At 58.1% G+C, this 13,513-nt stretch carries 11 protein-coding genes; 7 read left to right on the forward strand and 4 right to left on the reverse strand.

The genetic code is table 11. The features are described from left to right. Positions 1-20 precede the first annotated feature (20 nt). Entirely contained in the window at positions 21-848 is an 828-nt protein-coding gene (gene iclR, locus V1599_RS04045; RefSeq protein ID WP_112012195.1) for a glyoxylate bypass operon transcriptional repressor IclR, read from the reverse strand. Positions 849-1,040: 192 nt separating this feature from the next. Between iclR and metH the strand changes: the two genes are divergently transcribed. The 5 genes from metH to rluF all read left to right on the forward strand — a co-directional run bounded on the left by metH (position 1,041) and on the right by rluF (position 8,106). Next, entirely contained in the window at positions 1,041-4,724 is a 3,684-nt protein-coding gene (gene metH / locus V1599_RS04050; RefSeq protein ID WP_112012094.1) for a methionine synthase, read from the forward strand. A gap of 114 nt (positions 4,725-4,838) precedes the next feature. Next, the gene (locus V1599_RS04055) at positions 4,839-6,470 is read left to right on the forward strand and encodes a Na/Pi cotransporter family protein (protein WP_112012095.1); all 1,632 of its coding nucleotides are present in this window, start codon (positions 4,839-4,841) and stop codon (positions 6,468-6,470) included. 95 nt (positions 6,471-6,565) lie between these two features. Further along, entirely contained in the window at positions 6,566-6,859 is a 294-nt protein-coding gene (locus V1599_RS04060; protein ID WP_112012096.1) for a type II toxin-antitoxin system CcdA family antitoxin, read from the forward strand. Beyond that, positions 6,859-7,176: a CcdB family protein gene (locus tag V1599_RS04065; protein WP_112012097.1), complete on the forward strand. Its 318-nt coding sequence runs from the start codon at positions 6,859-6,861 to the stop codon at positions 7,174-7,176. The genes V1599_RS04060 and V1599_RS04065 overlap by 1 nt, the downstream gene beginning before the upstream one ends. 54 nt (positions 7,177-7,230) lie before the next feature. Beyond that, complete coding sequence (gene rluF / locus V1599_RS04070; RefSeq protein WP_112012098.1) at positions 7,231-8,106, forward strand: 23S rRNA pseudouridine(2604) synthase RluF; 876 nt, start codon at positions 7,231-7,233, stop codon at positions 8,104-8,106. On the opposite strand, the gene V1599_RS04075 is transcribed toward rluF, so the two are convergent. From V1599_RS04075 to lysC, 3 genes are all read right to left on the reverse strand, one after another. Further along, entirely contained in the window at positions 8,107-8,379 is a 273-nt protein-coding gene (locus V1599_RS04075; RefSeq protein WP_112012099.1) for a DUF3811 domain-containing protein, read from the reverse strand. Between the two features lie 50 nt (positions 8,380-8,429). Further along, positions 8,430-9,374 carry a ketopantoate/pantoate/pantothenate transporter PanS gene (gene panS / locus V1599_RS04080; protein ID WP_112012100.1) on the reverse strand — a complete coding sequence of 315 codons (945 nt, stop codon included), beginning with the start codon at positions 9,372-9,374 and terminating at the stop codon, positions 8,430-8,432. A gap of 93 nt (positions 9,375-9,467) precedes the next feature. Next, complete coding sequence (gene lysC, locus V1599_RS04085) at positions 9,468-10,817, reverse strand: lysine-sensitive aspartokinase 3 (RefSeq protein WP_112012101.1); 1,350 nt, start codon at positions 10,815-10,817, stop codon at positions 9,468-9,470. 374 nt (positions 10,818-11,191) lie between these two features. Between lysC and pgi the strand changes: the two genes are divergently transcribed. Together pgi and yjbE are read left to right on the forward strand one after the other, a co-directional pair. Next, entirely contained in the window at positions 11,192-12,841 is a 1,650-nt protein-coding gene (gene pgi / locus V1599_RS04090) for a glucose-6-phosphate isomerase (RefSeq protein ID WP_112012102.1), read from the forward strand. 366 nt (positions 12,842-13,207) lie between these two features. Beyond that, complete coding sequence (gene yjbE, locus V1599_RS04095; protein WP_112012103.1) at positions 13,208-13,450, forward strand: exopolysaccharide production protein YjbE; 243 nt, start codon at positions 13,208-13,210, stop codon at positions 13,448-13,450. Positions 13,451-13,513 lie beyond the last annotated feature (63 nt).

Raw genomic sequence — 13,513 nt, forward strand, 5'->3', positions numbered from 1 at the left:
CGGTTTCTTACGCCGGGCCTTTAGCGAATCCCGCCGTATGCCAGCGTGACCTCTTTCGCGGCCTTAATCACCAGCGCGCCCAGCTCGGTCACGCGGTCGTCGGTCATGCGGGAGATCGGGCCGGAAATGGAGATGGCGGCAAAGGGTTCGCGATGCTCGTCAAAAATGCAGGCGGCAAGGCAGCGCAGCCCCAAAGCATGCTCTTCATCATCAAACGAATAGCCGCGCTTGCGGGTCAGGGCGAGATCTTCTTTCAAATGCACGGGCGACACCAGCGTGGCGTGGGTGTAGGCGTGCAGCCCTTTGCGGTGCAGCAAGCCGGTTACCTGCTCTTCGCTCAGCTGTGACAGAAACGCCTTGCCCGCCCCGGAGGCGTGCATCGGCAGCTTGCCGCCAATCGGCGCGGACATGCGCATCAGCTGCGTACACTGCACCTGATCGATGATGATCGCCTGGTGATCGCTCTGGTCAAGCACCGCCAGGTTCACCGTCTCGCCGGATTCTTCCATCAGCTTGCGCAGAATGGGGTGAACGATGGCCAGCAGGTTGCGGGTCTGGAGGAAGCTGCTGCCGACGACAAACGCATGCGCCCCTATCGCCCAGTGGCCCAGTTCGCCTACCTGGCGCACAAAGCCCAGCTGCTGCATGGTGGTCAGCAGGCGGTGCGTGGTGGAGTTCGGCAGGCCCGCCTGCTGCGCCAGCTCGGTCAGCGCCACGCTGCTGTGGGATTCGGCAATCCATTCCAGCAGCTTCAGGCCGCGCGTCAGCGATTGAACCTGTCCGCCCTGCGGCGCAGCGGGGGTAGCAGCAGGCTTTCTGCCGCGTTTTGCGGGAACGGTAGCAACCATGACGAACTCCTTTTTCTGTATCGTGGAAATTATTTTCGTTTTATTTGGCGAATTTGCAACCGCATCCTGACTGATCGGAGGAGTGATGGTGAACATGTCTCATGTTACCGCCGCGTGACTTTTCCCCCCTGCCAGATTATGCCAGTATGGAACGCAGCCTTTTGGCCTTGTCGAGCGTTGTCGGGAGCAAGTGTGAGCAACAAAGTAGAGCAGCTGCGTGCGCAGTTAAATGAACGAATTCTGGTGCTGGACGGCGGCATGGGCACCATGATCCAGGGCTATCGCCTGAGTGAAGAGGATTTCCGCGGCGAGCGTTTCGCCGACTGGCCGTGCGACCTGAAGGGCAACAACGACCTGCTGGTGCTCAGCAAGCCGTCCGTTATTAAAGATATCCACAACGCCTACTTCGAAGCCGGTGCGGACATTGTTGAAACCAATACCTTCAACTCGACAACTATCGCCATGGCGGATTACCAGATGGAATCCCTGTCGGCGGAAATTAACTATGAAGCCGCGAGGCTCGCGCGCGCCTGCGCAGATGAATGGACGGCCCGCACGCCGAATAAGCCGCGCTACGTTGCCGGGGTGCTTGGCCCCACCAACCGCACCGCGTCAATTTCACCGGACGTCAACGATCCGGCGTTCCGTAATATCACCTTCGATCAGCTGGTTACCGCCTACCGCGAATCGACCAGGGCGCTGGTGGAAGGCGGTTCTGACCTGATCCTGATTGAAACGGTCTTCGATACCCTGAACGCCAAAGCCGCCATCTACGCGGTAAAAGAAGAATTTGAATCGCTGGGCGTCGATCTGCCGATCATGATTTCCGGCACCATCACCGATGCCTCCGGGCGCACGCTCTCCGGCCAGACGACGGAAGCATTCTACAACTCCCTGCGCCACGCCGAGGCGCTCTCCTTCGGGCTGAACTGCGCGCTGGGGCCGGACGAGCTGCGTCAGTACGTGCAGGAGCTGTCCCGCATTGCGGAATGCTACGTTACCGCCCACCCGAACGCCGGGCTGCCGAACGCCTTCGGTGAATACGATCTTGATGCCGACACCATGGCGGCGCAGATCCGCGAGTGGGCCGAGTCTGGCTTCCTCAATATTGTCGGCGGCTGCTGCGGCACCACGCCGGAGCACATTGCGGCGATGAGCAATGCGGTTGCGGGCCTGCCGCCGCGCAGGCTGCCCGAGATCCCCGTCGCCTGCCGTCTCTCCGGCCTTGAGCCGTTAACCATCGGCGATGACAGCCTGTTTGTGAACGTGGGCGAACGGACCAACGTGACCGGTTCGGCGAAGTTTAAGCGCCTGATCAAAGAAGAGAAATACAGCGAAGCGCTGGACGTTGCCCGCCAGCAGGTGGAAAGCGGCGCGCAGATTATCGACATCAACATGGACGAGGGGATGCTCGACGCCGAGGCGGCGATGGTGCGTTTCCTCAACCTGATCGCCGGCGAGCCGGACATTGCCCGCGTGCCGATCATGATCGACTCTTCAAAATGGGACGTCATTGAGAAGGGGCTGAAGTGCATTCAGGGCAAAGGCATCGTTAACTCCATTTCGATGAAGGAGGGCGTTGACGCCTTTATCCATCATGCGAAACAGGTGCGCCGTTTTGGCGCCGCCGTCGTCGTGATGGCCTTTGACGAAGTGGGACAGGCCGACACCCGCGAGCGCAAAATTGAGATCTGCCGCCGCGCGTACAAGATCCTGACCGAAGAGGTGGGCTTCCCGCCGGAAGATATTATCTTCGACCCGAACATCTTCGCCGTGGCGACCGGCATTGAAGAACACAACAACTACGCGCAGGACTTTATCGGCGCGTGTGAAGACATCAAGCGCGAGCTGCCGCACGCGCTGATCTCCGGCGGCGTATCCAACGTCTCGTTCTCATTCCGCGGTAACGATCCGGTGCGCGAGGCGATCCACGCGGTGTTCCTCTACTATGCCATCCGCAACGGCATGGACATGGGGATCGTCAACGCGGGGCAGCTGGCGATCTATGACGATCTGCCCGCCGAGCTACGCGACGCGGTAGAGGACGTGATCCTTAACCGTCGCGACGACGCCACCGAGCGCATGCTGGATCTGGCCGAGAAATACCGCGGCAGTAAATCCGACGAGGCGGCCAGCGTGCAGCAGGCCGAGTGGCGCGCCTGGGACGTGAAAAAACGCCTGGAATATTCGCTGGTCAAAGGCATCACCGAGTTTATCGAGATTGATACGGAAGAGGCCCGGCAGCAGGCCGCGCGCCCGATTGAGGTCATCGAAGGCCCGCTAATGGACGGCATGAACGTGGTGGGCGATCTGTTTGGCGAGGGCAAAATGTTCCTGCCGCAGGTGGTCAAATCCGCCCGCGTGATGAAGCAGGCCGTGGCGTACCTGGAACCTTACATCGAAGCCAGCAAAGAGAAGGGCTCCAGCAACGGCAAGATGGTGATCGCCACCGTGAAGGGCGACGTACACGACATCGGCAAGAACATCGTCGGCGTGGTGCTGCAGTGCAATAACTACGAGATTATCGACCTCGGCGTAATGGTTCCGGCGGACAAAATCCTCAAGACCGCGCGCGAAGTGAACGCGGACCTGATTGGCCTCTCCGGACTGATTACGCCGTCGCTGGACGAGATGGTTAACGTGGCGAAAGAGATGGAGCGCCAGGGCTTTACCATTCCGCTGCTGATCGGCGGGGCGACCACCTCGAAAGCGCATACGGCGGTGAAAATCGAGCAGAATTACAGCGGCCCGACGGTGTACGTGCAGAACGCCTCGCGCACCGTGGGCGTGGTGTCCGCGCTGCTGTCCGACACCCAGCGCGACGAGTTCGTGGCCCGCACCCGCAAAGAGTACGAAACCGTGCGCATCCAGCACGGGCGTAAGAAACCGCGCACGCCGCCTGTCTCACTTCAGGCCGCGCGCGACAACGATCTGGCGTTCGACTGGGCGGCCTATACGCCGCCGGTGGCGCACCGGTTGGGCGTGCAGGAGGTGAGCGCCAGCATCGAAACGCTGCGTAACTACATCGACTGGACGCCGTTCTTTATGACCTGGTCGCTGGCGGGCAAATATCCGCGCATCCTCGAAGATGAGGTGGTGGGGGAAGAGGCGAAGCGCCTGTTCAAAGACGCGAACGATATGCTCGACAGACTGAGCGCGGAGAAAACGCTCAACCCGCGCGGCGTGGTGGGCCTGTTCCCGGCGAACCGCGTGGGTGACGACGTGGAAATCTACCGCGATGAAACCCGCACGCACGTGCTGGCCGTCAGCCGCCATCTGCGCCAGCAAACCGAGAAGGTGGGCTTCGCCAACTACTGCCTGGCCGATTTTGTTGCGCCGAAGCTCTCCGGTAAGGCCGACTACATCGGCGCGTTTGCCGTCACCGGCGGTCTGGAAGAAGATGCGCTGGCCGATGCGTTCGACGCGCAGCACGACGATTACAACAAAATCATGGTGAAAGCGATTGCCGACCGCCTGGCGGAAGCGTTCGCGGAATATCTCCACGAACGCGTGCGCAAGGTGCACTGGGGCTACGCGGCGAATGAGAACCTCAGCAATGAAGATCTGATCCGCGAAAACTACCAGGGCATTCGCCCGGCGCCGGGCTATCCGGCCTGCCCGGAGCACACCGAAAAAGGCACCATCTGGCAGCTGCTGGACGTGGAAGCGCATACGGGTATGAAGCTCACCGAGTCGTTCGCCATGTGGCCGGGCGCATCGGTTTCCGGCTGGTACTTCAGCCATCCCGACAGCAAATACTTCGCGGTGGCGCAGCTTCAGCGCGATCAGATCGAGGATTACGCGCTGCGCAAGGGAATGAGCGTCTCAGAAGTGGAGCGTTGGTTAGCCCCTAATCTGGGCTACGACGCGGACTGACGTCACCTTTCCTTACAACAAACAGGGCGCTCATCGGGCGCCCTGTCTCTTTCTTACGTTCAAAGCCTTATACTGGAGTATGGAAAAACATAACGATAAGGAGAAAACCCTTCCGTGCTGACTCTGCTACATCTGCTTTCTGCCGTGGCGCTGCTGGTTTGGGGCACGCATATTGTCCGTACCGGCGTGATGCGCGTGTTTGGCGCGCGGTTACGCACCGTTCTGAGCCGCAGCGTTGAGAAAAAACCGCTCGCCTTCTGCGCGGGGATTGGCGTGACGGCGCTGGTCCAAAGCAGCAACGCCACCACCATGCTGGTGACCTCATTCGTCGCGCAGGATCTTGTGGCGCTGGCCCCGGCGCTGGTGATCGTGCTGGGGGCGGACGTGGGGACCGCGCTGATGGCGCGCGTCCTGACGTTCGATCTCTCCTGGCTATCGCCGCTACTGATTTTTATCGGCGTCATCTTCTTCCTCGGACGTAAGCAAAGCCGCGCCGGACAGCTGGGGCGCGTGGGGATCGGCCTCGGGCTGATCCTGCTGGCGCTGGAGCTGATCGTGCAGGCGGTGACGCCCATCACCCAGGCCAACGGCGTGCAGGTTATTTTCTCCTCGCTGACCGGCGATATCATGCTGGACGCGCTGATCGGCGCGGTGTTTGCCATCGTCAGCTACTCCAGCCTGGCGGCCGTTCTGCTGACGGCGACGCTGACCGCGGCAGGAGCCATCTCGTTCCCGGTTGCCCTGTGTCTGGTCATCGGCGCCAACCTCGGCTCTGGCCTGCTGGCGATGCTCAACAACAGCGCGGCCAACGCTGCTGCCCGCCGCGTGGCGCTGGGCAGTCTGCTGTTTAAGCTGGTGGGCAGCCTGATTATTCTGCCGTTCGTCCACCCGCTGGCGAACCTGATGGACAACCTGCCGCTGCCAAAGGCGGAGCTGGTGATCTACTTCCACGTCTTCTACAACCTCGTGCGCTGCCTGGCGATGGTGCCTTTTGCCGCGCCGATGGCCCGCTTCTGCGAGCGCCTCATCCGCGACGAGCCGGAGCTGGACGCGCGCCTGAAGCCGAAGCATCTGGATACCTCCGTGCTGGACACCCCCGCGCTGGCGATTGCCAACGCCGCCCGCGAAACCCTGCGCATGGGCGACGCGATGGAGACCATGCTTGAGGGGCTGCAAAAGGTGATGCACGGCGAGCCGCGCGAAGAGAAAGAGCTGCGCAGGCTGGCGGACGACATCAACGTGCTCTATACCGCCATCAAGCTCTATCTGGCCCGCATCCCGCAGGACGAGCTGGCGGAGGAAGAGTCTCGCCGCTGGGCGGAAATCATCGAGATGTCGCTTAACCTGGAGCAGGCCTCGGATATCGTCGAGCGCATGGGCAGCGAGATCGCGGACAAATCCCTGGCCGCCCGCCGCGCGTTTTCTGGAGAAGGCCTGAAGGAGCTGGAAGCGCTGCATGAACAGCTGGTAAGTAACCTGAAGCTGGCGATGTCGGTCTTCTTCTCCAGCGACGTGCCGAGCGCCCGCCGCCTGCGCCGCAATAAGCACCGCTTCCGCATTCTCAACCGCCGCTACTCGCACGCCCACGTTGAGCGCTTACACCAGCAGAACGTGCAAAGCATCGAGACCAGCTCCCTGCACCTGGGGCTGCTGGGGGACATGAAGCGCCTGAACTCCCTGTTCTGCGCGGTGGCCTACAGCGTGATGGAGCAACCGGACGAAGATGACGACCGGGATGATTATTAATCTCTGAAAGCGCCTCGCAAAACCGTATTGCGGGGCGTGACAGCGCATACCGAGCCATTTACGCTTGAGACCTTACATTTTTAAGGGAATAGAAAATGCTCGTTTATTACGCTACACTTCGCCAATTCATGCGCATTCCAATGGGGGTTATCATGCGCACTGCTCATGGCATTAAAAAATCGGTCAATGTGTCGTTAGCGCCGGAGATTCTTGAGGAGGCGCGACGGCTTAAGCTTAATCTCTCCGCTGTACTGACGGCTGCGCTGCAGGAGCAGTTTCGCGCCCATCAGCGCGCAGAGTGGTTAGAAGAGAATAAAGCGTCTATCGAGGCCATTAACCAGTGGGTTGATGAAAACGGCTCTTTTAGTGATTTTCAGAGGTCGTTCTGATGGAGCAATTTTTTGCTTATGCCAATGAAGGTAATGGAAAAAAAGCCTATCCATGGTTAATCAACATGCAGCATTCCGTGGCCAATGTGATGAAGCATGTTCTCGTCGCTCCCGCTGTTGAACTTAGCCTCCTGGGAGGCATCCAGCCGCCTGCAAAAGTGTGCCCCGTGGTTGAGATAGCCGGTCAGCCCTGCGTGGTCATGATGCACATGCTGACAGGCATCCCTTCAAAAGAGCTAGGCGAACGTGTGGCCGATCTCACTGATAACAGCGCGTCGTTGCGGGATGCACTCGATTTTCTGATCAACGGTTACTAAGACTTTTTTGTCAGTCGCAAGGTGAGGTATATTTCGCCCTTCACAGGAGAAACTATGCTGCCAACTCAATCAACCCGATTAAACAAATACATTAGCGAGAGCGGGATCTGCTCACGTCGCGAGGCTGACCGTTACATTGAACAGGGTAACGTGTTTCTTAACGGCAAACGCGCCACGATTGGCGACCAGGTTGTGCCTGGCGACGTGGTCAAAGTCAACGGTCAGCTCATTGAGCCGCGTGACGCGGAAGACCTTGTATTTATCGCGTTGAACAAGCCGGTTGGCATCGTCAGCACCACCGAAGACGGCGAGCGCGACAACATCGTGGATTTCGTCAACCACAGCAGCCGCATCTTCCCGATTGGTCGTCTGGATAAAGACTCGCAGGGGCTGATTTTTCTCACCAACCACGGCGATCTGGTGAACAAGATCCTGCGCGCCGGTAACGACCACGAAAAAGAGTATATCGTGACGGTGAACAAGCCGGTGACGGACGAATTTATTCGCGGAATGGGCGCGGGCGTGCCGATTCTGGGCACCGTGACGAAAAAGTGCAAGGTAAAGAAAGAGGCGCCGTTTGCGTTTCGCATTACCCTGGTGCAGGGCTTAAACCGTCAGATCCGCCGCATGTGCGAACACTTTGGCTATGAGGTCACAAAGCTTGAGCGCACGCGCATCATGAACGTCAGCCTGTCCGGCATTCCGCTGGGCGAGTGGCGTGACTTAACGGACGATGAGCTGATTGAGCTGTTTAAGCTTATCGAGAATTCATCCTCCGAAGCGAAGCCTAAAGCCAAGGCCAGGCCGAAAGCCCAGGGAATTAAGCGCCCGGTGGTTAAGGGGCCGCAGGCTGAAGATAAAAATCGCGGTAAGCCCGCGAATAACGGCAAGCGCTTTGCCCAGCCGGGTCGCAAAAAGAAAGGGCGCTGATTAGCGCCTTCCACGGGTAGAGGTATTTGCCGACCAGGAAAAGGTCGCCTCTGCATCCGGTTTATAAGCCTGATCTTTCTTCAGCTTGCGGGCTTTCTTTGCTTCCGCTTCGCGCTGCGCCATCAGCTTGTCGATATACTCTTTTTTGACCTGATTGGTTTCGGCGTTCGTCAGCGTGCGGCCGTGTGCGATACGCGCGCGGTCGAGGAGCGTTTTAAGTTCACGCTGCTCGGCTTCCGTCATGTCTTTCTGGGTCAATCGTGGTGTCGCCATTGCTGAAGCCTCCTGTGGGGGAGGCTTCAGTGTAAAGCAACTGCCGCGAATTAACCCTGTTTAACCGCATCTTTTTTAGGTTGTTCATCAATCGGCTTGCCGGACCAGTAGCCCGCCAGCAGCGAGCCGGACAGGTTATGCCAGACGGAGAACAGCGCCCCCGGCAGCGCGGCCAGCGGTGAGAAGTAGATTTTACCGAGCGCTGCCGCCAGGCCGGAGTTCTGCATGCCCACCTCGATCGCCAGCGTGCGGCAGGTGGACTCATCAAAGCCAAACAGCTTCCCGCCCCAGTAGCCGCCGAGCAGGCCGATGGTGTTATGCAGCACCACCGCGATAATCACCACAACGCCTACGGACGCGATGTGCGACGCCGAGCCCGCGACCACGGCGCTGATAATGGCCAGAATGCAGACCATCGAAAATGCCGGCAGGTAAGGCTCAACCGCTTTCACCACGCGCGGGAAAAGGTGGTGGATCACCAGCCCCAGCGCAATCGGGATCACCACGATTTGCAGGATGCTCAGCAGCATTCCCATGACGTCCACCTGAATATGCGCATCGACGTAAAGGCGCGTCAGCAGCGGGGTGGCAACCACGCCCACCAGCGTGGAAACGGAAGAGATGGTGACCGACAGGGCAACGTCTCCTTTCGCCAGGTAAATCATCACGTTAGACGCCGTACCGCTGGCGACGCTCCCCACCAGCACCATCCCGGCGGACAGATCTGGCGGCATCTTAAAGGCCATTGCCAGCAGCCACGCGGCGAGCGGCATCACCAGGTAGTGCAGGAAAATGCCTGCGGCAACCGGCGCTGGGCGGGAAAGCACGCGTTTGAAATCATCGATTTTCAGGTGCACGCCCATGCCGAGCATAATCAGCATCAGCAGCGTGGTGACCCACGGGCCAATCCCCGTGAAGGTGGTTGGCGTGTAATAGGCGAGTACCGAGAGCAGCAGCGCCCACAGCGGGAACAGCCGGGTAATGGCGGATAACATAATGTATTCCTTGCAGTATTGTCGTGTTGTTTAGTTATGAAAAAGCCGGGTCTGCGCCCGGCTTATCGATATTGTTTAACGCGCTAACGAATTTTATTCAAACAAATTCTGATGAAGTTTCTGCACGACCTGCTCCGCCTGATCGGCAGGGACCAGGAAGCATAGGTTGTAGCTGGATGCGCCGTAGCAAATCATGCGGATGCTGAACGGGTCGAGCACGCCGAACACCTCTTTGCCCACGCCGCAGGCGCGGGACAGCTTGTTACCGATAATGGCAACCAGCGCCAGATCCTCTTCCACCTCCACGCGGCACAGCTCGGACAGCTCAATCAGCAAAGACTGCGTCAGCAGGGTGTCACCGGTAGAGGTGGAGCCGGTGGTATCCAGCGTCAGGGCAATGCTCACTTCCGACGTGGTAATCAGGTCCACGGAGATATTGTGGCGTGCCAGAATGCCGAACACTTCTGCCAGAAAGCCGCGGGAGTGCAGCATATTGTGGCTGTGCAGCGTGACCAGCGTCTGCTTGCGGCGCAGCGCCAGGGCGCGGAACAGCGGCGGGCTGTCGGTTTTCTTGCAGACCAGCGTACCGCCCGCTTTGGGATCTTTGCTCGAGCCAACGAAGACGGGAATGTCGCTGCGCACGGCGGGCAGCAGCGTGGCCGGATGAAGCACCTTCGCGCCGAAGGTCGCCATTTCGGCGGCCTCTTCAAAGGCGATCACGTCAATACGCTTTGCGGCAGAGACTATGCGCGGGTCGGTAGTGTAAATGCCGGGCACGTCGGTCCAGATATCCACGCGCGTCGCGTGCAGGGCTTCGCCCAGCAGCGCGGCGGTGTAGTCGCTGCCGCCGCGGCCCAGCGTGGTGGTGCGGCCTTTGGCTTCGCTGCCGATAAAGCCCTGGGTAATCACAATGCCTTCTTCCAGGCGCGGCGCCAGCTGCTGGCCGGTCAGTTCGGCCAGTGCTTCAACGTCCGGCTCGGCGCGGCCAAAGCGGTCGCTGGTGCGCATGATTTTACGCACGTCAAACCACTGGGACTGAACGTTGCGCTCGCGCAGGATCTCAACGAACAGCAGGGTCGACATCAGCTCGCCGTGGCTGACCAGCTCGTCCGTCAGGGCGGTTGAGGTCGCCAGCGACGCCGCTTCTGCCAGGGTGGTGATATTTTCCAGCAGGCGTTCAATTTCTTCGCGAATAACGTTTGGGTTTTGCAGGCGCTCGAGAATATCGAACTGAATTTTGCGCAGCGCGTCCAGCTTGACGAAACGTTCGGTCGCTTCCAGTCCTTCAGACAGTGAAACCAGCAGATTCGTCACGCCAGCGGAGGCAGAAAGCACCACCAGGCGAGTATTCGGATCGGCCAGCACCACATCGGCGCTGCGGTTCATGGCGTCGTAATCCGCCACGCTGGTGCCGCCAAATTTAGCGACCACAAAACTCGTCATAACAACCTCGTGTCAGGAAAAGAATAAAGCGACCGTGGCACAAGATTGAAACGATAACAGGTGCAGCCGCAAATACGGCCCTATAAATAAGATGTAGGGGGTGTCCTGTCAACGCTGGGATTATGCGGATTTTTCATGGGGGGGTACCCCTGAGAAACAGGACTTATAACAGGGCCATATTTTATGCTTCGTTTTACCGCGAAAGGGGGCACATTTCCCCGCCGCAGAGCGCCGGTCCAGCAGCTATACTTTTCGGGTCTTTTCACCTGCGTTTGATGCAGACCAGGCCAATGGCATAAAAACCATCACAATTTTTATTTGCAGGCGCTACAATCGACCGCAGTCACAATTCTCAAATCAGAAGAGTATTGCTAATGAAAAACATCAACCCAACGCAGACCGCTGCCTGGCAGGCACTACAGAAACATTTTGATGAAATGAAAGACGTCACCATCGCGGAGCTGTTCGCGAAAGATGGCGATCGTTTCAGCAAATTCTCCGCGACCTTCGACGACCTGATGCTGGTGGATTTCTCTAAAAACCGCATCACCGAAGAGACGCTGGCAAAACTGCAGGATCTGGCGAAAGAAACCGACCTGGCAGGCGCCATTAAATCCATGTTCTCCGGTGAGAAGATCAACCGCACTGAAGACCGCGCCGTGCTGCACGTTGCGTTGCGTAACCGTAGCAATACGCCAATCATCGTTGACGGCAAGGACGTGATGCCGGAAGTGAACGCGGTGCTGGAAAAGATGAAAACCTTCTCTGAAGCGATCATCTCCGGAAGCTGGAAAGGCTATACCGGCAAGGCGATCACTGACGTGGTGAACATCGGCATCGGCGGCTCTGACCTGGGCCCGTTCATGGTGACCGAGGCGCTGCGCCCGTACAAAAACCACCTCAACATGCACTTCGTGTCTAACGTTGACGGTACCCACATTGCCGAAGTGCTGAAAAAGGTCAACCCGGAAACCACCCTGTTCCTGGTGGCGTCTAAAACCTTCACCACGCAGGAAACCATGACCAACGCCCACAGCGCGCGCGACTGGTTCCTGAAAACCGCCGGCGACAACAAGCACGTGGCGAAACACTTCGCGGCGCTGTCCACCAACGGTAAAGCGGTGGGCGAGTTCGGTATCGACACCGCAAACATGTTCGAGTTCTGGGACTGGGTTGGCGGTCGCTACTCCCTGTGGTCGGCGATTGGCCTGTCCATCATTCTGTCCGTGGGCTTCGACAACTTCGTTGAGCTGCTCTCCGGCGCGCACGCGATGGACAAACACTTCTCCACCACCGCGCCTGAAAAAAACCTGCCGGTGCTGCTGGCGCTGATTGGCATCTGGTACAACAACTTCTTCGGCGCTGAAACCGAAGCAATTCTGCCGTACGACCAGTACATGCACCGCTTTGCGGCCTACTTCCAGCAGGGCAACATGGAATCCAACGGTAAATACGTTGACCGTAACGGCAACGCGGTGGATTACCAGACCGGCCCAATCATCTGGGGTGAGCCAGGCACCAACGGCCAGCACGCGTTCTATCAGCTGATCCACCAGGGCACCAAAATGGTACCGTGTGATTTCATCGCTCCGGCCATTACGCATAACGCGCTCTCCGACCACCACCAGAAGCTGCTGTCTAACTTCTTCGCGCAGACCGAAGCGCTGGCGTTCGGTAAGTCTCGCGAGGTTGTTGAGCAGGAATACCGTGACCAGGGTAAAGATCCGGCCACGCTGGACCACGTTGTGCCGTTCAAAGTGTTCGAAGGCAACCGCCCGACCAACTCTATCCTGCTCCGCGAAATCACGCCGTTCAGCCTCGGCGCGCTGATTGCCCTGTACGAACACAAAATCTTCACCCAGGGCGCGATCCTGAACATCTTCACCTTTGACCAGTGGGGCGTAGAGCTGGGCAAACAGCTGGCGAACCGCATTCTGCCGGAGCTGGGTGACGATAAAGCAATTGATAGCCACGACAGCTCAACAAATGGTTTGATTAACCGTTATAAAGCCTGGCGCGCATAATTAATATGCCATGAATAATGCCGGCAATATGCCGGCATTTTTTTATCGGATAATTCCGCATGTCTGTTATTCATCTCAAATTTCAGCTCTGAGTTTTATCTGAAAAAGGATGTTAACCCGATAGTCGCTACGGTTTACTTTAGGAATATACGGAGGCGTCCTTAATACAATATAAATTTTAACTTATTGATTTTAATGTTTTTAATATTATATCTTTTCATGTTATCTCTCTTGATTTTCTAATAGTCTGAAAACCCTTTCTCTATTTCCCCATACGGCAATCCCACCGCTTTAGTTGTGTATACTCGATTCCGCCTGAATTTCTTTTCAGGTAAATCTCCATTCATTCATTGAAGGGAAATTGTTATGAAGAAAGTACTGTATGGCATTTTTGCCATATCTGCGCTTGCGGCGACATCTGCCTATGCGGCTCCGGTTCAGGTCGGGGAAGCGGCAGGTTCGGCAGCGACGTCTGCATCTGCGGGGAGTTCTACCGCAGCCAGCACCAGCACCGTAAGTTCAGCCGTGGGTGTCGCGCTGGCGGCAACCGGTGGCGGTGATGGCTCCAATACCGGAACCACGACCACCACGACGACCAGCACCCAGTAATACCGGGTGTTTTAATCATAACCACACTTCGGTGTGGTTATTTCGCCCCTTCGGAGAAGAGTC

The sequence above is a fragment of the Enterobacter sp. ECC-175 genome (assembly GCF_043968675.1).
GTDB lineage: Bacteria > Pseudomonadota > Gammaproteobacteria > Enterobacterales > Enterobacteriaceae > Enterobacter.

Excerpts from the sequence above, each read along its gene's own strand:
- iclR (WP_112012195.1), bottom strand. The coding sequence starts at position 848 with ATGGTTGCTACCGTTCCCGCAAAACGCGGCAGAAAGCCTGCTGCTACC.
- V1599_RS04060 (WP_112012096.1), top strand. The coding sequence starts at position 6,566 with ATGCTCGTTTATTACGCTACACTTCGCCAATTCATGCGCATTCCAATG.
- V1599_RS04065 (WP_112012097.1), top strand. The coding sequence starts at position 6,859 with ATGGAGCAATTTTTTGCTTATGCCAATGAAGGTAATGGAAAAAAAGCC.
- rluF (WP_112012098.1), top strand. The coding sequence starts at position 7,231 with ATGCTGCCAACTCAATCAACCCGATTAAACAAATACATTAGCGAGAGC.
- V1599_RS04075 (WP_112012099.1), bottom strand. The coding sequence starts at position 8,379 with ATGGCGACACCACGATTGACCCAGAAAGACATGACGGAAGCCGAGCAG.
- panS (WP_112012100.1), bottom strand. The coding sequence starts at position 9,374 with ATGTTATCCGCCATTACCCGGCTGTTCCCGCTGTGGGCGCTGCTGCTC.
- lysC (WP_112012101.1), bottom strand. The coding sequence starts at position 10,817 with ATGACGAGTTTTGTGGTCGCTAAATTTGGCGGCACCAGCGTGGCGGAT.
- pgi (WP_112012102.1), top strand. The coding sequence starts at position 11,192 with ATGAAAAACATCAACCCAACGCAGACCGCTGCCTGGCAGGCACTACAG.
- yjbE (WP_112012103.1), top strand. The coding sequence starts at position 13,208 with ATGAAGAAAGTACTGTATGGCATTTTTGCCATATCTGCGCTTGCGGCG.